The sequence below is a fragment of the Gordonia liuliyuniae genome (assembly GCF_021739025.1).
GTDB classification, from domain to species: Bacteria; Actinomycetota; Actinomycetes; order Mycobacteriales; family Mycobacteriaceae; genus Gordonia; species Gordonia liuliyuniae.
In genome coordinates this window covers 41,949-62,814 of the sequence record NZ_JAKKOT010000001.1, presented here as the reverse complement: position 1 = coordinate 62,814, position 20,866 = coordinate 41,949, and the positions used below count along the sequence as shown (strand labels likewise).

At 68.6% G+C, this 20,866-nt stretch carries 21 protein-coding genes and 1 riboswitch; of the genes, 14 read left to right on the top strand and 7 right to left on the bottom strand.

Annotation, left to right across the window (positions count from 1 at the left end; all coding sequences use genetic code 11):
- Positions 1-35: 35 nt before the first annotated feature.
- The 5 genes from L5G28_RS00305 to L5G28_RS00285 are packed head-to-tail and all read right to left on the bottom strand — an operon-like array spanning position 36 to position 4,627.
- A complete protein-coding gene (locus L5G28_RS00305; protein WP_236999836.1) occupies positions 36-1,115 on the bottom strand; it encodes an isochorismate synthase in 1,080 nt (359 codons plus the stop codon).
- On the bottom strand, positions 1,112-1,690 hold the full coding sequence (locus L5G28_RS00300; protein WP_236999835.1) for a hypothetical protein: 579 nt from the start codon (positions 1,688-1,690) through the stop codon (positions 1,112-1,114). Before L5G28_RS00300 ends, L5G28_RS00305 begins: the two co-directional genes overlap by 4 nt.
- A complete protein-coding gene (locus L5G28_RS00295) occupies positions 1,687-2,895 on the bottom strand; it encodes a Trm112 family protein (protein WP_236999834.1) in 1,209 nt (402 codons plus the stop codon). Before L5G28_RS00295 ends, L5G28_RS00300 begins: the two co-directional genes overlap by 4 nt.
- Before the next feature lies 1 nt (position 2,896).
- Entirely contained in the window at positions 2,897-4,057 is a 1,161-nt protein-coding gene (locus tag L5G28_RS00290; protein ID WP_236999833.1) for an SPFH domain-containing protein, read from the bottom strand.
- 21 nt (positions 4,058-4,078) lie between these two features.
- The gene (locus tag L5G28_RS00285; RefSeq protein WP_236999832.1) at positions 4,079-4,627 is read right to left on the bottom strand and encodes a hypothetical protein; all 549 of its coding nucleotides are present in this window, start codon (positions 4,625-4,627) and stop codon (positions 4,079-4,081) included.
- Between the two features lie 411 nt (positions 4,628-5,038).
- A riboswitch (SAM riboswitch) is annotated at positions 5,039-5,151 on the top strand.
- A 16-nt stretch (positions 5,152-5,167) separates the two neighbouring features.
- On the opposite strand from L5G28_RS00285, the gene L5G28_RS00280 reads away from it, so the two are divergent.
- Positions 5,168-6,397 carry an aminotransferase class V-fold PLP-dependent enzyme gene (locus L5G28_RS00280; RefSeq protein ID WP_236999831.1) on the top strand — a complete coding sequence of 410 codons (1,230 nt, stop codon included), beginning with the start codon at positions 5,168-5,170 and terminating at the stop codon, positions 6,395-6,397.
- A 120-nt stretch (positions 6,398-6,517) separates the two neighbouring features.
- Here L5G28_RS00280 and L5G28_RS00275 read toward each other — a convergent pair whose 3' ends face one another.
- Positions 6,518-6,997, bottom strand: coding sequence for an inorganic diphosphatase (locus L5G28_RS00275; protein WP_236999830.1), 480 nt, complete (start codon positions 6,995-6,997; stop codon positions 6,518-6,520).
- Positions 6,998-7,152: 155 nt separating this feature from the next.
- Here L5G28_RS00275 and dacB point away from each other — a divergent pair, with 155 nt between their 5' ends.
- Genes dacB through tilS form a run of 3 tightly spaced genes read left to right on the top strand, consistent with a single transcriptional unit; the run spans position 7,153 to position 10,637 of the window.
- A complete protein-coding gene (gene dacB / locus L5G28_RS00270; RefSeq protein ID WP_236999960.1) occupies positions 7,153-8,547 on the top strand; it encodes a D-alanyl-D-alanine carboxypeptidase/D-alanyl-D-alanine endopeptidase in 1,395 nt (464 codons plus the stop codon).
- 25 nt (positions 8,548-8,572) lie between these two features.
- Positions 8,573-9,637 (top strand): Rv3626c family coenzyme F420 biosynthesis-associated protein, encoded by a 1,065-nt coding sequence (locus tag L5G28_RS00265; protein WP_265743574.1) that lies wholly within the window; start codon positions 8,573-8,575, stop codon positions 9,635-9,637.
- Between the two features lie 40 nt (positions 9,638-9,677).
- Positions 9,678-10,637, top strand: coding sequence for a tRNA lysidine(34) synthetase TilS (gene tilS, locus L5G28_RS00260; RefSeq protein ID WP_236999828.1), 960 nt, complete (start codon positions 9,678-9,680; stop codon positions 10,635-10,637).
- Here the strand turns inward: tilS and L5G28_RS00255 are convergent.
- Positions 10,627-11,319 carry a DUF8020 domain-containing protein gene (locus L5G28_RS00255; RefSeq protein ID WP_236999827.1) on the bottom strand — a complete coding sequence of 231 codons (693 nt, stop codon included), beginning with the start codon at positions 11,317-11,319 and terminating at the stop codon, positions 10,627-10,629. The genes tilS and L5G28_RS00255 overlap by 11 nt on opposite strands.
- Positions 11,320-11,525: 206 nt before the next feature.
- On the opposite strand from L5G28_RS00255, the gene hpt reads away from it, so the two are divergent.
- The 10 genes from hpt (at position 11,526) to panC (ending at position 20,864) form a co-directional block, all read left to right on the top strand.
- Positions 11,526-12,149 carry a hypoxanthine phosphoribosyltransferase gene (gene hpt, locus L5G28_RS00250; RefSeq protein WP_372477128.1) on the top strand — a complete coding sequence of 208 codons (624 nt, stop codon included), beginning with the start codon at positions 11,526-11,528 and terminating at the stop codon, positions 12,147-12,149.
- A gap of 156 nt (positions 12,150-12,305) precedes the next feature.
- Positions 12,306-14,690: an ATP-dependent zinc metalloprotease FtsH gene (gene ftsH / locus L5G28_RS00245; protein ID WP_236999826.1), complete on the top strand. Its 2,385-nt coding sequence runs from the start codon at positions 12,306-12,308 to the stop codon at positions 14,688-14,690.
- Complete coding sequence (gene folE, locus L5G28_RS00240) at positions 14,687-15,316, top strand: GTP cyclohydrolase I FolE (RefSeq protein ID WP_236999825.1); 630 nt, start codon at positions 14,687-14,689, stop codon at positions 15,314-15,316. The genes ftsH and folE overlap by 4 nt, the downstream gene beginning before the upstream one ends.
- A 32-nt stretch (positions 15,317-15,348) precedes the next feature.
- Entirely contained in the window at positions 15,349-16,191 is an 843-nt protein-coding gene (gene folP, locus L5G28_RS00235; RefSeq protein WP_236996869.1) for a dihydropteroate synthase, read from the top strand.
- Complete coding sequence (folB, locus tag L5G28_RS00230) at positions 16,184-16,564, top strand: dihydroneopterin aldolase (protein WP_236999824.1); 381 nt, start codon at positions 16,184-16,186, stop codon at positions 16,562-16,564. Before folP ends, folB begins: the two co-directional genes overlap by 8 nt.
- The gene (folK, locus tag L5G28_RS00225; RefSeq protein WP_236999823.1) at positions 16,561-17,070 is read left to right on the top strand and encodes a 2-amino-4-hydroxy-6-hydroxymethyldihydropteridine diphosphokinase; all 510 of its coding nucleotides are present in this window, start codon (positions 16,561-16,563) and stop codon (positions 17,068-17,070) included. Before folB ends, folK begins: the two co-directional genes overlap by 4 nt.
- Entirely contained in the window at positions 17,067-17,591 is a 525-nt protein-coding gene (locus tag L5G28_RS00220; protein WP_236996807.1) for a DUF3180 domain-containing protein, read from the top strand. The genes folK and L5G28_RS00220 overlap by 4 nt, the downstream gene beginning before the upstream one ends.
- Before the next feature lie 64 nt (positions 17,592-17,655).
- On the top strand, positions 17,656-18,858 hold the full coding sequence (locus L5G28_RS00215) for a DUF6779 domain-containing protein (RefSeq protein WP_236999822.1): 1,203 nt from the start codon (positions 17,656-17,658) through the stop codon (positions 18,856-18,858).
- 186 nt (positions 18,859-19,044) lie between these two features.
- A complete protein-coding gene (locus L5G28_RS00210; RefSeq protein WP_236999821.1) occupies positions 19,045-19,956 on the top strand; it encodes a Rossmann-like and DUF2520 domain-containing protein in 912 nt (303 codons plus the stop codon).
- A 26-nt stretch (positions 19,957-19,982) separates the two neighbouring features.
- The gene (gene panC / locus L5G28_RS00205) at positions 19,983-20,864 is read left to right on the top strand and encodes a pantoate--beta-alanine ligase (protein ID WP_236999959.1); all 882 of its coding nucleotides are present in this window, start codon (positions 19,983-19,985) and stop codon (positions 20,862-20,864) included.
- Positions 20,865-20,866 lie beyond the last annotated feature (2 nt).

The window sequence follows — 20,866 nt, the reverse complement described above, 5'->3', positions numbered from 1 at the left end:
CTGTCAGCGAACACCACTGTCAGCGAACATCCCTGTCAGCGCACACCCAACGCGCCGAGCACCGTGCGGAACTTGGCCTCGGTCTCGGCCACCTCGGCGTCCGGGTCCGAGCCCACGACGATGCCGCCGCCGGCCCACGTCGTGACACCGGTGTGGGCGGCATCGAGTTCGAGACAGCGGATCGACACCGTCCACTCGCCGTCGCCTGCCGCGTCGCACCACCCGACCGCGCCCGCATAGAAGTCGCGGCGGCCTTCGATCTCGGCGATCAGCGCGGTCGCGGCATCGCGCGGAGTGCCGCAGACGGCTGGCGTCGGTGACAGCAATGCGGCGAGGTCGAGCGCGGTGACGGATTCGTCGGCGAGGACGCCCCGGATCGGTGTCGCCAGGTGCCACACGGCGGGCGTCGACTGGATCTGCGGCGCGTCCGTGACAGTGAGCTCAGAGCACAGCGGCGCCAACGCCGAGACAAGGGAGTCGACGACGAACGCGTGCTCGCGGAGATCTTTGTCGGATGCGCGCAGCGCGTCGACCGCGAGACGATCGGTGGCCGGATCGGCGCTGCGCGGCGCGGTGCCCGCGAACGGATGGCAGGTGACTATGCGGCCGGACCGTCGGACGAGCAGTTCGGGGCTCGCGCCGACGAGCCAGTGCCCGCGGCGTCCGAGCGCAGGATCGAGCGGGACCGCGAACGCCGTCGTCGTCGACGCGGTGGCGTCGGGAACGAAGCGGCCGAACAGGTCGACCGGGTCGAAAGGTGCGTCGAAGGTCAGCTCGTTGGTGCGGGCGAGGACGACCTTCGCGACGCGCGCGTCGTCGATCGCGGCGAGAGCGGTTCGCACCCGGTCGGCGTGCTCGTCGGCCGGAGTGAGCGCTGACGAGACGAGCCGAGGCGGCGGACCCGCCGTCGGGGCTGCGCGGGGGACGACGCCGAACGACTCGGGCGTGATCAACGCGGCGTCACCGGACGGATCGAAACCGAACGCTCCGGTCACCGCGGTCGCCGCACCGGATGCGAGAGCTTCGCGGGCGGCGTCCACCGTCGAGTACTCGCCGGTCCTGCCGCTTCCTCGCCGTGACGTGGTGGCGGACGCGAACAGAGAACTCGGAATCACTTAGCCAGGTTACTCGGCGGATCGCGACGGTCACGGCGCTCAGCAGGCTGCTGGACAGTGATGTCCGGCACGGGCGGGACAACTTGGGGAGGTGAGGCCGGGGCTTCGCCGGCGTAGCCGCCGAGACTGCCTGCCGCGTCTTGGGCACGGCCGACGGCTCCGTCGGACGACGACAGGGCGACCGACGCCGCAGCGGATTCGAGCGCGGCGACACCGTGCTCCACCTCGGCCAGCGGCTGCGCTCTCGCGGCCGCGGGAAGCGCCCAGATCGTCACCAGGCGCTGATCGAGTTCCTGCGCGGACACCATCAATCGGGCGCGGTCGTCGATCTGCGCGATGCCGGACGTGCCGATCGTCGCATCGAGCGCCGCCACCGCGTCCCGAATGCGCCGGTGCAGTCGGGCCTCCGGGTCGTGCGAGCCCGCCCACGATTTGGGGACAACGACACCGACGCCCCCGATCGCGGCGCCCGAAGGCGCCGACTTGGACGATCGGACCAACGCGAAGGCGAACGCGCCGCCGCCGAGTACGGCGAGCAGCACGATCACGAGCACGACGACCAGCAGGACGGTCATTGTCTTCCCCAGATCAGATAGGCGACCACACATATGACGATGAGCGCAGCGATCACCGCGGCCGCGATCTTCACCTTGCTCCACGGGCGCTCGCCCTGGACTTCGCCGGTGAGGCCGTTGACGAACACTTGGAACGGTTTCCCGTCGTAGTTGACGGTGAGCAGCCACATCGGCAGCAGCAGGTACATGAACTGCAACAGCCCGTAGGTGGTGTTCTTGCTGCTGATGCGCTGGTGGTCGCCGCCGATGTCGCGCCGGATCGTTGTCTCGATCTGGCTGTCGATGCGGGGCCGCGCCTCGCGGGCGAACACGTCCTCCGGGTCGCGGTCGTACGTGCGGGACAGGTGGCCTGCGACGAATTCCGGCGAGTACGGGACCGCCGTCTGGATCGGCCACGGCTCCAGTTCTCGGATCCGCCCGCCGTCCATCCCGGTGTTGGACAGTTCCGGCAGATCGCGGATCGTGTTGCGGACGACGCCGGACGCCGGTCGCCAACGGATCCGCGTCTCCGTGCGACGGTTGTCACCGGAGCCGACGGTCACCGTGTAGGTGTCGCCGCGCTGGCCGTGATAGCCGGTCGTCGTGTCGGCGTCGTACGAGTAGTACGAGAGGTAGACGCTCGTGAACGATCCAAGGGTCCGATACTTCTTGAACTCGCGCGGCGCGAACCACCGGCTGTTGATCCACTTCTCGATCGCCTCACGTGCCTGCGGTTCGCCGACTCGCAGCGGGACGATCGCGTCGAGGGCGAAACGTTCCGGCGAGTCCTGGATGTCGTCGCGTTGGATGGGTGTCGCACAGTACGGGCACCGCGTCGCGGTGAGACTGCCGTTGAAGACTGTCCGGCCGCCGCACGACTGGCACACCACCTCGTGCTCGTCGCCGCCGACCGAGGCGAGCCCGACAGCGCCGGACGCGATCGACGCCATCGCCGTCTGCAAGTCGTGTTTGACGACGGTCGCCGAGGGATCGAGCTCGATGGGGTAGGCGCGACCGCACGAGCGACACGACAGGTCCTGTCGTTCGGGCGAGAACGCGAGAGGTGCACCACACGATCCGCACGGGTAGGTGCGGGTCTGTTCGGTGACGTGTTGCCGGGCACGGTCGGCGGCCTGCTGTGCGCGTGGCGGCGGAGCCTGCGGCGGCTGGGGCGGAGCCTGCGGCGGCTGGGGCTCCTGCGGCGGTAGCGGGGGCGGTTGCGTCATGTCACTGAGCGGGCGGAGTCGGTGGGGCGGGCGGAGTCGGTGGGGCGGGCGGCGTCTGCGGTGGCAGGGGTGGCGGGCCGGCCGGGGCGAAAAGCGGTGCGAGCGCCGGAACTTGGCCCGCCGGCGTCCACGCGGCCATGCCCTGGGCCCAGACGAGAGTGGTCGCGGTGATCGAACCGCGGAGTTGGTCGAGGGTGTACGGGCCCGCTGCCGCACCGTTCTGCTCGATGTGGAAAGCCTGCGCACTCGGGACCGGTGGAGGTCCTGACTGTTGTTGTTGCTGGTTGAACTGGTTGGCGAACTGGCCGGCCATGGCCAGACCCATACCCGCGCCCATCATGTCGCCCATCGCTCCGCCGCCCGGATTCTGGGCTGCGGCGAGCATCGAATCGGCGGCCTTGCCCTGTTGGTAACGATTGAGGTCGCCGACGTTGTTGAGGAACCCGCGTTCCTCCACGCCGCGGGCGACGCCGCGTGTCATGGCCTCGGTGATCTCGTCGGGCAGCGAGATGTTCATCGTCACCGAGTCGACGTGCAGACCGAACTCGTCGTCGACGCGAGTCTGCACGTAGTCGCGGAGTTGGTCGCTGAGCTCCACCTGCTTGCCCTGCAGGTCGATGGCTCCGACACCCGTCTCCAGGATCATGTCGGAGAACGCCGTCGAGATCACCCGACGCAGCAGTTCGGCGATCTCGTCGGCGTTGACCTGGCTGTCCGCGCCGATCACCTCGCGCAGGAAGATCGCCGGATCGGCGATGCGGATGACGCACAATCCGTTGGCGCGGACCTGCACCATGCCGAAGTCGGGGTCGCGCACCGTGATCGGGTTCGGGGTCCCCCAACGAAGGTCGGTGACCGGCCGCCGGTTGATGAAGTACACCTCGCTGCGGAACGGGCTGTCGAACCCGTGCTTCCACCCTTGGAGGGTGCTCATGATCGGCAGGTTCTCGGTGGTCAGCTCGTAGTGGCCGGGGGCGAATGTGTCGGCGAGCTTGCCGCGGTAGACGAACACCGCCTGCTGGCCTTCGCGCACGATCAACTGTGCGCCGTTCTTGATCTCGTTGTTGTAGCGCGGGAAACGCCACGCGAGTGTCGAGCGTGAGTCGTCGACCCATTCGATGATGTCGACGAGTTCTCCGCGCATCTTGTCGATGATGCCCATGATGTCTCCGTTCGGTCGGGGTCAGGTGGCTTTCGCCGCGGTGATCGCGTCGTCCGCCAGGAGCTTCTGCGTCAGGTCGGACGCGGTGGACTCCATCGTCGTCGACCGACCGAAGTCGATGCCGACGATCTGGAAGCAGTAGGTGGTGTCGACGCGCGTCACCGCACTGTGACGGTAGGTCTGGACGCCGCCGTCGGTGTCCTGGTCGGTGTCCGGGCGCCACTCGCCTGCCGACAGATCACTGAGCGATGATCCGCAACTGTCGGCGATGCCGATCAGCGCATGGATGGGCTCGGCGGTGCCACCGTCGTCCATCGCGTCACCGTCGCGGTCGACCTGGGCGATGGTGCGGTCGTCGGTCGCCGGCACCAGCATCATCGACTTCGATCCGTCGAAGTCGCCCTGTTCGATCCGCCAGTCGGCTGGAACCTCGACGTCGACGCTCACGCCATGGTCGAGGGCGACGCTCTCGTGGTGGGGCCCGCTGGAGTCGTTTGAACTCCACGGCGCGGCGACGAGCAGGATGGTGCCGACCGCCGCGACAGCCACCACGCCGATCGCGGTGAGCACCAGGGGAGTCCGTGATTTGCGCGGCGGCAGAGGCGGGTACGCGAACTGCCCGTACTGCTGATACGGCGGCTGATACGGCGGCTGGGGCGGAAGCTGCGGCCGGGGTGGAAACTGTTGTGGTGGAACAGATCCGGGACCCTGGGGTGGACCGTACTGTGACGGACCGTATTGGGGTGGACCGTACTGGGGCGGACCTGGTCGTGGAGCGTTCGGGCCCCAGGGGTTCGTCACGGCTCGGCCTTCCCCATTGGATCGGACGCAGTCGGACGACGGCGTTGCGGTTCACCTTCCGACTCTATCCGCCGGATGTGACCGCCGGGACCTTCCGCCCGCCGATCGAATGACGAATATTGCGCGCACGGTGCGTTTAACTATCGCCGGATCGACGGGGACAGGGGATCGTTGTCCACGGGTCACGAGTGCCAGCGACAAGCCCCGGCTCGCTGGACAGCAACCCTCCGCCACGGTGGGGTGCTCCGGGTGACGACCCGGCCCGCGTCGACCGGCACGGGCAAGTGTGGAATCTCTAGGAGTCTCGTCATGACCGCTGTCCTCGACGCCCGCGTGTGCCGTCCCGCCCGAATTCGTGCCCTTGCCCCGGTGGTGGGTGCAGACGCGACTGCGCCCATCACCGGATCGGCATCGCCGGTCACATACGCCAACCTCGACTATGCGGCGTCGGCGCCCGCGTTGACCGCGGTCGCCGATCGATTGGCAGGCGCGCTCGCCGAGTACGCGAGCGTCCATCGCGGCGCCGGGCACCTGTCGCAGGTCACGACCGCCCGCTACGAGCAGGCCCGGGAGACTGTTCGGTCGTTCGTGGGCGCCCGCGCGGACGACACGGTGGTCTTCACGCGCAACACCACCGACTCGATCAACCTCGCCGCGTCCATCACACCCGGCGACGTGGTGGTCCTCGACATTGAGCATCACGCCAATCTGCTGCCGTGGACGCGGGCCGGGCGGGCGCGGGTGGTGTCGTCGCAGCCGACGATCGACGACACGATCTTCGCGCTCGACGCGGAACTAGCCAAGGCCCCCGCCGCGCTGTTGGCGGTGACGGCCGCGTCGAACGTGACCGGCGAAGTACTGCCGATCGCGCGGCTCGCCGGACTCGCACACCGGCACGGTGCGCGGATCCTCGTCGACGGTGCTCAGCTCGTGCCGCATCGCGCCACGTCGATCGCGAGCTTCGGCGTCGACTACCTGGTGTTCTCCGGACACAAGCTGTACGCGCCGTTCGGTGCAGGCGTGCTCGTCGGGCGCTCGGACTGGCTCGACGCCGCCGAGCCGTACCTCGCGGGCGGCGGTGCGAGCGCGACCGTCGGGATAGACGTCGCCTGGCACACCGGCGCAGCGCGGCACGAGGCGGGATCGCCGAACGTGCTCGGCGCGGTGTCGATTGCCGCCGCGGCGCAAGCGTTGCGCGCCATCGGGTTCGAGCGCATCGGGCAGCACGAGGAGGCGCTGGTGCGTCGTCTCGATGACGGCCTCGCGGCGTTGCCGCACGTTCGTCCGCTCCGGATATTCGACGACGCGTACGGCCGCGTCGGCATCGCGAGCTTCGTCGTCGACGGGTACACACCGCGGCAGGTGGCCGAACACCTGAGCGGCGGCCACGGGATCGGTGTGCGCGACGGCAAGTTCTGCGCGCATCCGCTGCTCGCCAAGCTCGGGCACTCCGACGGCGCGGTGCGCGCCAGCTTCGGGGTCGGCACCGGGTCCGACGACGTCGACCGTCTCCTCGCCGCCCTCGCTGAATTGGGGTGACCGTCGAGATTACTAGCACGTATTCGCCCCGGGATCCGGCTTCGAGGCGAGTAATAACCGCATACGTGCTAGTAATCTCGACGGCGATCGGGCCCAGCCCAGATGATCAAGCCCAGATGATCAAGCGCTGTAGCGCTCGACGGCTGCCTGGGCGACCTTGGCCGCGTCGTCCTTGCCGACCCAGCCGCCCGGGGTCACGGTCTTGCCGGGCTCCAGATCCTTGTAGTGCTCGAAGAAGTGGGAGATCGCCTTCAGCTCGAACTCTTCGACGTCCCCGATGTCCTGGATGTGGTCCCAGCGCGGGTCGCCTGCCGGGACAGCGAGCAATTTGTCGTCGCCGCCTGCCTCGTCGGTCATCGTGTACATGCCGACAATGCGGGCTTTCACGATGACGCCCGGGTAGACGGACTCGGGGAGAAGGACCATCGCGTCGAGCGGGTCGCCGTCCTCACCGAGTGTGTGGTCGATGTAGCCGTAATCGGCCGGGTAACCCATCGACGTGTACAGGTAGCGATCCAGGTAGACCTTGCCGGTCTCGTGATCCAACTCGTACTTATTGCGTGCACCCTTGGGGATCTCGATGGTGACCTCGAACTCCATGCGTTCTCACTCCTTCTGGTCTGTGGGACTTCCGTGTCGTGGCCGTGGGGGTTACGACCGGCGCACGAACACGTGCGACGGCACACAACGATACTGTTAGTTCTGTTCCGTGCAGTCCCCAGACCGGAGGTTCCGTGGCCCAGTCGACACCACCGATGGTGGTTCCGCCCGCCCCGCAGCCGCCGAAGCGGCGTCGGCGCGGCCTGCGAATCGCCCTTCTCGTGATCCTCGTCCTGCTGCTCGCAGGCGGTGGAATCGCAGGCTGGTGGGCGTACACCCATCGTTCGGACCCGGTGCCGGACGGGACGCCCGCGCAGCCGTCGCCCGTCGCGGTGAAGCCGGTCATCGAACCGGTGTCGCCGAACGCCCCCGTCCCGACTGCCGCCGGTGTGCGAGCTCAACTCACGCAGCCGACGAAGGACGCCGCGCTGGGCGAGTTCACCGGTCAGGTGTCGGACCCGACGACCGGACGAGTCCTGTGGAAGCTCGGGGCGGACGAAGCGAGGACACCGGCGTCGAACGCGAAGATCTTGACCGCTGCCGCCGTCCTGCTGACGTTGCCGCACGACAAGACGATCACCACCAGGGTCGTTCTCGGGAACGACGGGCAGGCGATCATCGTCGGCGCGGGTGACCCGACGCTCGCGACGGCCGGCGAAGACGAACAGACCTTCTACACCGATCCCGCGCGGGTCGCGGACCTCGCCGAGCAGATCCGCAAGTCGGGGCGCGAGGTCACCTCGGTCGCGTACGCGGTCCCCGGATTCGAAGGCCCCTCGATGGACCGGACCTGGGACAAGCGCGACGTTGCCGGCGGCGACATCGCGCCGCTGTCGTCGTTGATGGTCGACGCGGGCCGTCGCGACCCGCTCGACGAGTACTCGCCGCGGACCGACGACTCCGCAGCCGAAGCCGGTCGCGCGCTCGCCGACGCGTTGGGCGTGCACTCCGAGGTCGAGGAGGTCGACGCGCCGTCGTCCGCGCAGACCATCGCGTCCGTCGAGTCGGCGCCGTTGGTGATCCGGGTCGGCGACATGATGCGGTTCAGCGACAACGTGCTCGCCGAGATGCTGTCGGTGGAGCTCGCGGAGGCGACCGGACGCGAGCCGAGCCTGTCCGGCGGCGTCGACGCGGTCCTCGCCGCCTTGAGTAAAGCGGGCTTCGACGTCGACGACGTCACCCTGCGCGACACGTCAGGTCTGTCGTACGGCGACAAAGTGCCTGCCGCGGTGCTCGACCGAGTGATGTCGGCGACGGTTTCGGGCGACAATTCGCCGAAGCTGCGGTCCCTGCTCGACACCCTGCCGGTAGCGGGCGGGAGCGGCACTCTCGCTGACCGGTTCGACCCAAAGGACAACGCGGGCGCCGGATGGGTCAGGGCCAAGACAGGAACACTGACGGGCGTCACATCGTTGACGGGAGTAGTGCAGACCGTCGACGGCCGCGTGCTGTCGTTCGCGCTGATGTCCGGCGGCACGTCGCCGGAGGATGCGCGCCCCGCGATCGACCAGGTGGCGGGCGCTCTCCGCGAATGCGGCTGCCGTGGTTGACGACACCCCAGAGGTAGGAGCATCGATGGAGACCGTGACGACATCAGAGGACGTCGACGCGCGCGAATCGCTCCCCGTCGACATCGACTGGGCGACGGCGGCGTCCGTCGGCAAACGTGTCGCACGACCGGGGCCGCGGGTCACGAGGTACACGAGCGAACAGGCTCGCATCGAACTGATCGACGCCGCGGTCCGTGCCGAAGGCCCCGTCCGCGAAGTGACCGGACTCGCGGACGGACTGCGGGTGCCGAGCGCTCGCGTCGTCGACCGCGCGGGGTGGATCGACGCGGCCGCGCACTCGATGCCCGCGATGCTGACCGACAAAACCGAGCCTGCGACGGGCTGGTCGTCCAAGATCGCCGGGGCGCAGACCGGCGGCATGCTGGCCTTCCTGTCGAGTGCGATTCTCGGCCAGTACGACCCGTTCAGTCTCGACTCGGAGACGGAAGAACCCGGGGTGCTGCTGCTGGTGGCGCCCAACATCATCGGGGTGGAACGGCAGTTGCGGGTGGTGCCGTCGGATTTCCGCTACTGGGTGTGCCTGCACGAGGTGACCCACCGAGTCCAGTTCTCCGCCAATCCCTGGATCGCCGGTTACATGCGCGACAACGTCGCGGGTCTCGCCGACGGTGACGAGGACTCGGTGACGCAGCTGCTCACGCGTGTCACCGAAAGCCTGCGCAGCGGCAAACCGCGCGAGAAGGGCATGATCGGCGTCATGCAACTGCTGCAGTCGCCTGAGCAGTTCGCGGCGTTCGAGCGGATGCTGGTGCTCGGTACTCTGTTGGAAGGGCACGCCGACCACGTGATGGACGCGGTCGGACCGGCGCACGTCCCGACCGTCGACTCGATCCGCAAGGCCTTCGACGCGCGCCGCTCGGGGCCCAAGAATCCGCTTCAGCGACTCATCCGCGCGTTGATCGGCATGGACGCCAAGATCGCTCAGTACGTGCGCGGCAAGGCGTTCGTCGACGAAGTCGTCGAGACCGTCGGCATGGAGCGTTTCAACACGATCTGGACCTCCCCCGAGACGCTCCCGCTCGCGAGCGAGATCGACGAGCCGAGCGCATGGATCGCCCGCGTCCTGTGACCGGTTCGGGGGCTCGCCTCCGCCCGACCAACGGTGGGTGATGACTGACGCGCAGGGCGCCCAACGGGCGCTCATCTCCGCGGTGCGGCACTTCGCCGCCGACCACCTGCGAGACGACGCCGTCTGCGTTGCGCTCTCGGGTGGAGCCGATTCGTCGGCGCTCACCGCCGCCGCGGTCCGTGCCGGCCTGACGGTGCACGCGATCGTCGTCGACCACGGACTCCAGGACGGGTCGGCGGACGTCGCCGAAACGGCTGCCGCCACGGCGCTCGGCCTCGGCGCGACAGCCGAGATCGTCGCTGTCCGCGTCGCCGGACCAGGCGGGACAGAGGCCGCGGCCCGCGACGCCCGATATCGTGCGCTCGACGAGGCGCGTCGGGGGCGAGCGGTCCTGCTCGGGCACACCCTCGACGACCAGGCCGAGACCGTCCTCCTCGGATTGGGCCGCGGATCGGGAGCTCGCTCGCTCGCAGGTATGCGGGCGTGGTCGGCCCCGTGGGGGCGGCCGCTGTTGGGCGTGCGCCGGGCGCAGACCCGTGCCGCGTGCGAGGATTGGAACCTTCCCGTGTGGGACGACCCGCACAACGACGACCCGCGCTACACGCGTGTCCGCGTCCGTTCCGAAGTGCTGCCGCTCCTCGACGACGTGTTGGCTGGGGGAGTGGCGCACGCGTTGGCGCGCACCGCGGCCCAGCTGTCCGACGATGCGGACGCGCTCGACGCGATCGCCGCCAGGGCGTTCACCGAGGCGACGACCGCACGGGGCCTCGCACTCGACCGGCTCGCCGACCTCGACGCGGCGGTCCGTACGCGCGTGGTGCGACTCTGGCTGCAGGCGATCGGCGTCGACTCGCCGCGGTACCGCGTCGTCTCGACGGTGGACGCGCTGGTCAGCGGTTGGCACGGTCAGGGGCCGATCGCGGTCGGCGGAGACGAACGGTCCCGCCTCGTCGTGACGAGACGGGACCGCGAACTGCTGGCGCAGCGCGTCAATCGCTGACCGGCTTCTTCGGCGTCACGTTCTTGAACGGCGCGGTGATCGTGGTGAAGTAGCGGACCGCCGAGACGACGGCTCCGCCGCCGCCGACGACGATGGTGCCGCCGATGCCGCCGAGCGCCGCGCCCGTCGTCAGACCTGGGATACAGCCGATGGCCATGGTCAGCAGGCATCCCGCGGCCCCGCCGATGACGACGCCGACGACAGTGCCGATGATCGTCGCGAGGGTTAACGTGGCGCTCATCTCGGAGTTGAATCGGTTCAGCGCAGCGTCGTCGCGTTCGCGTTTGGAGCCGTACCCGTCCTTGTCGGCCACCTCGGTCGCGGCGAGTAGGCGCGCGGGCGTCGCGGCCGAGGCCGACGAGTCCCGCGACGGTGTCAACGTCGCGGTCCGGCCCGAGACCTGCGCGGCGATCGGGTAGGTGCGATCGTCGGGCGCGATGTACGCCAGCGGGAACTTCTCGAGCGCACGACCTGTGGCGTCGCGCACCAGAAGATGACCGCCGTCGACGGTGAGCGAACCGCTCGAGATCCGGACGATCACGTCGTCGTCGACGGCAGTGACACGCGCGTGGACGGTTCCGTCGCGCGGAGCTGCGTGCGCGGGGGACGCGATGAACGGGAGCGCGACGACGAACGCGAGTATCACGGCCGCGGCCGTGCTGATCGACTTGCTGACAGCCATGAACGTCCTTCTCTCAGGTGGCTCGGAGGGCGAGCCGAGGTCGAGATTCGCAGAAACTTCTCATCCCTCCGGGGTGAATGCCGTGAGTGTGACGGGTGGGACGAAAAGTGGCACGGATTCGACCATTCGGGTGACAGTTATTCGTCTGTTCGATGGGCTGGCGTCGCCCGGTGGCAGGTGGCCGCCGACGGAACGCCCGGGTGCCGATGTCCACTCGTCGCCGACGGCGTGACAAGCTAGAAGGCGTGGCACGCGACGACAACGCCCTGGGTTCGGAAAGTGGTTATGGCGGAGACATCGATTCCGTCCTGATCAGCGAGGAACAGATACACACACGCACGGTCGAGATGGCTCGGGCCGTCGGCGAGCGATACCGGGACGCCGAAGAGGACCTGGTGCTGGTCGGCGTGCTCAAGGGCGCCATCATGTTCATGACCGATTTCGCTCGCGCGCTGCCGATCCCGTCGCAGATGGAGTTCATGGCGGTGTCGAGCTACGGCTCGTCGTCGTCGTCCTCGGGAGTGGTCCGGATCCTCAAGGACCTCGACCGCGACATCGCCGACCGCGACGTTCTGATCGTCGAAGACGTCATCGACTCCGGTCTCACCCTGTCGTGGCTGCTGAAGAACCTCGCTACTCGGTCACCGCGGTCGCTCGAGGTCGTCACCCTGCTGCGCAAGCCCGATGCGATGCGCGCGGTGATCGACGTCGCCGACGTCGGCTTCGACGTCGGCAACGAGTTCGTCGTCGGATACGGACTCGACTATGCGGAGCGATACCGCGACCTGCCTTACATCGGGACCCTCCACCCGGATGTCTACACGTCCTGAGTGGTGGAGCGGCCCGAGCGTCACACCGGGAACAACGACGGTTCCCGGGCGTTGACCTGTAGCCTCGTATTCGTCAGTCGACGGGAAGGACTAGGGGTTCAGTGACTCGGCCCGGCGCACTCGCCGTCCGCGTCGACCACCCTCACGCGAATATCCATGAACCGTAAGAAACTGTTCCGCAATCTGGCCATCGTGGCCATCATTCTGCTCGCCCTATGGGGTTGGAGCGTCCTGCGGAACTCCGACCGCGAATATGCAGGCGTCGACACCTCGGTGGCGATAGCCCAACTCGATCAGAAGAACGTGAAGTCGGCGCAGATCGACGATCGTGAACAACGGCTTCGGATCGAACTGAAGAAGCCGATCAAGGTCGACGACGAGAACCAGACCAAGGTCACCGCCCAGTATCCGTCCGGGGTGATGCCGCGGATCTTCACCGCCGTTCAGGACTCGGGCGCGCAGACCTATCAGACGAACATCACCAAGGATTCGGGGATCTGGCAGTCGATCCTGATCTTCGTCCTGCCGATGTTGATCCTGTTGGGTTTGTTCTTCTTCTTGATGAACCGGGTGCAGGGCGGCGGCCGCGGCGGTGTGATGGGCTTCGGCAAGTCGAAGGCCAAGCAGCTCACCAAGGACATGCCGAAGACGACGTTCGCCGACGTCGCAGGCGCCGACGAGGCCGTCGAGGAACTGGACGAGATCCGCGACTTCCTGCAGAACCCGGCCCGCTATCAGGCCCTCGGTGCGAAGATCCCGAAGGGCGTGCTCCTCTACGGTCCGCCGGGAACCGGTAAGACCCTGCTGGCGCGAGCGGTCGCGGGCGAGGCGAGCGTCCCGTTCTATGCGATCTCCGGTTCGGACTTCGTCGAGATGTTCGTCGGTGTCGGCGCGTCCCGCGTGCGTGACATGTTCGAGCAGGCGAAGGAGAACAGTCCCTGCATCATCTTCGTCGACGAGATCGACGCCGTCGGCCGTCAACGCGGCGCGGGCATGGGCGGTGGCCACGACGAGCGCGAGCAGACGTTGAATCAGCTGCTCGTGGAGATGGACGGGTTCGGCGATCGCTCGGGCGTCATCGTGATGGCTGCGACGAACCGTCCCGACATCCTCGACCCGGCGCTGCTGCGTCCCGGCCGTTTCGATCGGCAGATTCCCGTCTCGAACCCGGACATCGCAGGCCGCAGGGCGATCCTCGCCGTCCACGCGAAGGGCAAGCCCATCGCGCCGGACGCCGATCTCGACGGTCTCGGCAAGCGGACCCCTGGCATGTCGGGCGCGGACCTGGCGAACGTGATCAACGAGGCGGCGCTACTGACCGCTCGTGAACACAAGAACGTGATCACCGGTGAACTCCTCGAAGAGGCGGTCGACCGCGTCGTCGGAGGCCCGCGACGGAAGAGCCGGATCATCAGCGAGCAGGAGAAGAAGACCGTCGCCTACCACGAGAGCGGGCACACGCTCGCCGCGTGGGCGATGCCCGACTTGGATCCGATCTACAAGGTCACCATCCTGGCCCGTGGCCGGACGGGCGGGCATGCGCTCGCCGTCCCCGAACAGGACAAGGAGTTGATGACGCGCTCGGAGATGATCGCGCGACTGGTGATGGCGATGGGCGGCCGTGCCGCCGAGGAACTCGTCTTCCACGAGCCGACGACGGGCGCGAGTTCGGACATCGATCAGGCGACGAAGATCGCACGCGCCATGGTCACCGAGTACGGCATGAGCGCCAAGCTCGGGGCTGTCCGGTACGGCCAGGAGCAGGGCGACCCGTTCCTCGGTCGCGGCGTCGCAGGCGGCGGCGTCGACTACTCGCCGGGTGTGGCGGCGGAGATCGACGCCGAGGTGCGCGAGCTGATCGAGGCCGCTCACACCGAGGCGTGGGCGATCCTCAACGAATACCGCGATGTCCTCGACGTGCTCGCGGGCGCATTGCTGGAGAAGGAGACGCTGGTTCGAAAGGACCTCGAGAAGATTCTCGACGGTGTCGACAAGCGTCCGCGGATCACCAAGTTCGACGTCTGGGGCGACCGCACGCCCAGCAGCGTGCCGCCGATCAAGACGCCGGGTGAGTTGGCGATCGAGCGCGGTGAACCGTGGCCGCCGAACCCGGAGCCCGTCGGCGATGCGAACGGGGCGCCGCAGCCCTACGGCGTTCCCGTGCCACCCCAGTACGGTCAGCCGCAGAACGGTCCCCAATACGGTCAACCCCAGTACGGTCAGCCCCAATACGGGCAACCGCAGCACGGGCAGCCCCAATACGGGCAACCGCAGTACGGTCAGCCGCCGCAGCAGCCACCTCAGCAGCAGGGCCAACCCCAGTACGGGCAGCCCCCACAAGGCCAACCCCAATACGGCGATCCCCAATACGGCGATCCCCAGTACGGCGATCCCCAGTACGGCGATCCCCAGTACGGCGACCGGCAGTACGGGCAGCCCCAGCCCCAGCCGGGGACGACGCGGCCGGATTACGGCGCCCCTCGTGACTGGTCGGCGCCCGGATGGCCGCCAGAGGATCAGCAGGGCGAGGAGAGACGATGACGAGCGTCGACGGTGCGCAGACGGGGATCGACAGAATCGATCGCGGCGCCGGTGTGATCGGCGAGTTCGATCAGGAGCGTGCCGAAGCGGCCGTTCGCGAACTGTTGATCGCGATCGGTGAGGACCCCGAACGTGAGGGACTCAAGCGGACTCCGCACCGCGTCGCCAACGCATATCGTGAGATGTTCGCAGGCTTGTACACCGAGCCGGACGCGGTGCTCGCGACAGTGTTCGACGAAGGCCACGACGAACTGGTCCTCGTCAAGGACATCCCGATGTATTCGACATGCGAGCACCATCTCGTCTCGTTCCGCGGGGTCGCGCACGTCGGGTACATCCCCGGCGAATCCGGTCAGGTGACCGGTCTGTCGAAGCTGGCTCGTGTCGTCGACCTGTACGCGAAACGACCGCAGGTGCAGGAGCGTCTCACCAGCCAGATCGCGGACGCGATCGTTCGCCGACTCGATCCGCGCGGGGTGATCGTCGTGATCGAGGCCGAGCACCTGTGCATGGCGATGCGCGGCATCCGCAAGCCCGGTGCGACGACCACGACGTCGGCGGTCCGCGGACTGTTCAAGACGAGCGCGGTGTCGCGCGGTGAAGCGTTGGAACTGATCAGGCGGTGACCACGGCCGGTGACCCCGACCGCACCCTCGTGATGGGGGTGCTGAACGTGACCGCCGATTCGTTCTCCGACGGCGGGCGTTACCTCGACCTCGACGACGCGGTGCGGCACGGACTCGAACTGGCCGAAGCGGGCGCCGATATCGTCGACGTCGGTGGTGAGTCGACGCGTCCGGGCGCGATCCGAGTCGACCCCGACACCGAAGCCGAGCGGGTGGCGCCGGTGGTTGCCGCGTTGGCGTCGCGCGGAGTCCGCGTCTCGGTCGACACGATGCGGGCCTCGGTCGCCGAGGTTGCGTTGGAGGCCGGCGCGAGCATCGTGAACGACGTCTCCGGTGGGCGTGCGGACCCCGACATGGGCCGGGTGATCGCGCAGACGGCCGTACCGTGGGTTCTGATGCACTGGCGACCCGCGGGTGAGGGCCAGACCACCGATCGGCACTTCACGCATCGTGTCGAGGACGAGGGCGGCTATCGCGACGTCGTCGCCGAAGTGTCCGGCGAGTTGCTCGGACAGGTTGATGCGGCGGTCGCCGCGGGAGTCGACCCGGACCTCATCGTCTTGGATCCGGGCCTCGGGTTCGCGAAGACCGCCGACCACAATTGGGCGTTGCTGCACGCGCTTCCGACACTCGTCGGGTTGGGTTTCCCGGTGCTCATCGGTGCCTCGCGCAAACGCTTCCTCGGTTCGCTGCTGGCATCGGACGGGACGGACCGGCCGCCTGCGGGACGCGAGGTGGCCACGGCCGCGGTCTCGGCACTGTCGGCGGCGGGCGGCGCGTGGGGCGTGCGTGTGCATGACGTCGCCGCCAGCCGCGACGCTATCGAGGTGGCCGCCGCGTGGCGGGCAGGAGGACGGAGAGGAACCCATGGCTGACCGCATCGAGTTGCGTGGACTACGGGTCCGCGGCAACCACGGGGTATTCGACCACGAGAAGCGTGACGGGCAGGAATTCATCGTCGACGTGACGTTGTGGATCGATCTGCAGGCCGCCGCCCATAGCGACGACCTCGCCGACACCGTCGACTACGGAGCTCTGGCGCAGCTGGCGCACGCCGTGATCGCCGGGCCGGCCCGAGATCTCATCGAAACCGTCGGGGCCGAGATCGCCGACACGATCATGGCCGACGACGAGCGGATCTCCGCGTGCGAGGTAACCGTGCACAAGCCGTCGGCACCGATCCCGTTGACGTTCGACGACGTCGCCGTCGTCACTCGTCGTTCTCGGATGTCGCGCGGAGCGCAATGAGATCGCGGGCCGTCTTGTCGGCGGGATCGAACATCGGAGACAGTGTCGGGTACCTGCGTTCGGTGCTCGACGCCGCGGGCGACGACCTGGTCGCGACGTCGGACGTGTACCGGACGACGCCGTGGGGCGGCGTCGAACAGGATGACTTCGTCAACATCACGCTGATCGTCGCGGGCGAGCGGACGCCGCGGGAGTGGCTCGACTTCTGCTGTGCGTGCGAGCGGGCCGCGGACCGGGTCCGCGAGGTCCGATGGGGGCCGCGCACGCTGGACGTCGACGTGGTCTCCGTCGAGGTCGACGGTGTGCCGGTCGTCTCCGACGATCCGGAATTGACGCTCCCTCATCCGCGCGCCGACCAGCGTGCGTTCGTGCTGGTGCCGTGGGTGCAGGTCGATCCCGATGCGGAGTTGACCGTCGACGGTCGTGCACGGCGCGTCGCCGATCTCGTCGCGGCGCTCGACGACGCCGAAGCAGCCGGTGTGACGCGCGCGGAGGCGATCCGGTGACCGCGCGCAGACCCGATCCCGACGGTGAGGACGAGCGCCTCGGTATCACGAAGGTCCGCGATCTCGTCCTGATCGCGGTGATCGCCGGTGTCGCGCTGTGGATACTCATCCGGTACAACTACGGCGCGTTCCCTTCGCTGCCGTGGCCCGCCGGCGTGTTCCTCTACTTGCTGGCGGCCATCGAGTTCGCCACCGGTTTCATCGTGCGAGCACGGGTCGCGGGCAGAGACATCGGTCGTGCGCGCGGCCAACTGCATCCGATCGCGGCGGCGCGTGTGATGGTCCTCGGAAAGGCGTCAGCGATCCTGGGTGCGATCGCGGCGGGTGGCTGGGCCGGGGTTCTCGTGTTCCTGATGACCAACGGCCTGCTGGACGCTGCGCGCGCCGATCGTCCCGCTGCGATCGTGGGCGCCGTCGGCGGTGTGCTTCTGGCCGCCGCGGCCCTCTGGCTCGAGCACTGTTGTCGCGCACCCGACGATCCCGACGGCGACCGCGATGCGTCGGACGCCGCCCCCGCGTAGCGTTCGGCGACTCTCCGAGGTCCGGTGACCGGCGGCGACCGGACCGGCCGGTAAGTTGGCTTGCATGACCGAAGAGGCGCACAGCGGACAGACGCGTAGTTCTCGACCGTCAGCGGGCCAGTGGGCGATCGCATTGTTGATCGTGTTGGCATTGGCCGCCAGCTTGCTCATGGTCTTCAGCGACGACCTGTCCATGCAGGCGACGCTCGCGGTCATCGCAGCGCTGTGGGCGGCCGTCATCGGCGCCGTCCTGGTCACCAAGTATCGACGCCAAGCTGACACGGCCGAGAACCGGACGCGCGACCTACGCCTGGTCTACGAGTTGCAGCTCGAGCGTGAGATCGCGGCACGTCGCCAGTACGAGTCGGACGTGGAGTCGTCGATCCGGCACGAGTTGGCCGACGAGGCGAACCACGAGCTCGACGAGCTGAAGGCGCAGGTTCTGGCATTGCGGTCGAGCCTGGAACAGTTGCTCGGCAAGCCGCTGCCCGAGTCGCGGATCGCGATCGGTTTGGAGCGTCCGCGCGAACTCGGTGCGGGCCTGACCGCTGCCGCCTCGTACGCCGATGTCGCCGACGATCACGCGGCAGCCGAACGGGACTTCGCGTCGACGGCTCCGCAGGCCGAGAACGGCCGCCACGTCCCTGAGCAGGCCGACGAGCCGACCCCGGTCGAGATGACCGAGATCATCCCGGTCGTCACCGACGATCCGGCCGCCGTCGAACCCGAACCCGCAGCCGAACAGGAGCCCGAGCCGGAGCCCGAGCGTGAGCCGGAACAGGAGCAGGCTCCCCGGCCAGCGCGGCCAGCGCCGCCGCAGTGGCGTCCGCAGGCGCAGCGCCCCCCAGCCCCCGCTCCGCACGCAGCCCCCGCTCCGCAACAGCAGCGCTACCCGCAGCCGCCGCCGATGCCGCAGGCCCCGCAGCGTCCGGGCGCTCCCCGCTTCCCGGTTGGCCCCCAGCAGCAGGGGCAGCCCCAGCAGGGGCAGCCCCAGGCCGGCGGCCACCAGCGCGCCGCCTTCGGAGCGGGCGCGTACGAGCCGCCGTCGGCGCCGTTCCGTGCGCAGCAGGGGCCGCAACAGCAACAGGCACCCCAGAACGCCCAGCCCCAGGACGCCCAGTCACAGGACGTCGAGCCGGAGATCGTCGGGGATGACGGCGCGCACGCATCGGGTCGGCCGGCGAGTGAACTGCTTTCGCGTCTGCGCGAGGGAGCTGCAGGCGGTGGGCCGGCGACGGGTGGCCACGGCCGTCGACGCCGCGACTGATTCCCTGCTGTCTCGCCCCCTGCTGTCTCGCCCCTGCTGTCTTGCCGGTGGGCCCACGACCGGGTGAAGCCGGTCACAGCGTTGTGGCACCTGCCGCATGCGAGGCCTATCGTGGTCAGCGGACGTCTGGTACCCGGAGCGTGCGAACAGCGCGTGGGAGGGACTGGAACGACAATGGAGGCAACGGTGGACACACCGATGGCACCGGCGCGCCTGCGCGTCGGCATCATCAGTACCGGACGCGTCGGCACTGCGCTCGGCGAGGCGTTCGCCGCTGCCGGGCACCATGTCGAATCCGTGTACGCGAACTCGCCGCGGTCTGCGGCCCGCGCCGCTGAGCGCCTGCCGTTCGCGCGCGTGCGGGAGTTCTCTGCGGTCGTCGCCGATTCCCAACTCGTCGTCCTCGCCGTCCCGGACACCGAACTGGCAACCGTCGCCGGTGACGTCGCCGACCATGTGAAACCGGGGACGATCGTCACGCATACGGCGGGCGCACATGGCATCGGGATCCTGGAGCCGATCGCCCACGCAGGCGGGATCGTCCTCGCCACGCATCCGGCGATGACGTTCGTCGGGTCGCCCGACGACACCGCTCGTCTGACCGCCTCGTGTTTCGGGGTGACCGCGGCCGACGAGATCGGCGACGCGATCGCGATGGCGCTCGTCATGGAACTGGGTGCGACGCCGATCCGGATCGCCGAGACGAGTCGCGCCCTGTATCACGCGGCGCTCGCGCACGGCGCCAACAACTTGAACGCACTGATCACCGACGCGGTCACCGCGTTGCGCGCCGCGATCGGTGGCCCGACGGGCGACGCGGCGGAGACCGCGACCGTCGACGGCGGCGGCATCGGCTTGGCCGAGCAACTGCTCGCGCCGCTCGTCACGGCGTCACTGGAGAACGTGCTCGCGCAGGGGCGGTCGGCGTTGACCGGTCCGGTCGCGCGCGGTGACGTCGACACCGTCGCCCGTCATCTCGACGAACTGTCCGACGTCCACGAGGGCATCGCGCGCGGCTACCGCGTGCTCGCCGGTCGCGCTGCCGCCCAGCACGACGCCGGCCCGGCCCTCCGTCACCTGCTGGAGGTACAGCCTTGACCCCGCAAGCTTCGACTCAAGCGTCGATGTTCACCCCCGGCGAACTGACGGTTCACCGTGATCCGGCCGATCTGCACCGCGTCAGTCGAGCGCTGCGCGGTGCGGGCAAGCGCGTCGCCCTGGTTCCGACGATGGGCGCGCTGCACGACGGTCACCTTCACCTGATCCGCACGGCGCAGCGCAGCGGCAACACCGTCGTCATCGTGTCGATCTTCGTCAACCCGTTGCAGTTCGGCGTCGGCGAGGACCTCGACGCCTACCCGCGGACGTTCGACGAGGACATCGCCAAGCTGACGGCTGCGGGCGTCGAACTCGTCTTCGCTCCGACCGTCGCCGACATGTACCCGAACGGTCCGCGCACCACGATGCATCCGGGACCGACGGGCGACATCCTCGACGGCGCGGCGCGGCCCGGACATTTCTCCGGGATGTTGACGGTGGTCGGAAAGCTCCTCACCATCGCAACGCCGACGGCCGCCTACTTCGGTGAGAAGGACTACCAGCAGCTCGTCCTGGTGAACCAGATGGTGAACGACTTCAACATGGACGTCGACATCATCGGGGTGCCGACGGTCCGGGAGTCCGACGGGCTCGCGTTGTCTTCGCGCAACCGCTACCTGTCCGACGACGAGCGCACCGTCGCGACAACGTTGTCGGCGGCGCTGCTCGCCGGGACGCACGCCGCGGTGGGTGGACGCGATGCCGTCCTCGCTGCGGCGCGCGCAGTACTCGACACCCAGCCCGAGATCGAGGTCGAATATCTCGAACTGCGCGGCCGCAGCCTGGAAGAGGCTCCGGAGATCGGCGACGGCCGTCTCCTGGTGGCCGCACGCCTCGGATCGACGCGACTGATCGACAACGTCGGCGTCGCGATCGGTACCGGGTTCATTGGAAAAGAAGAGGGATGACC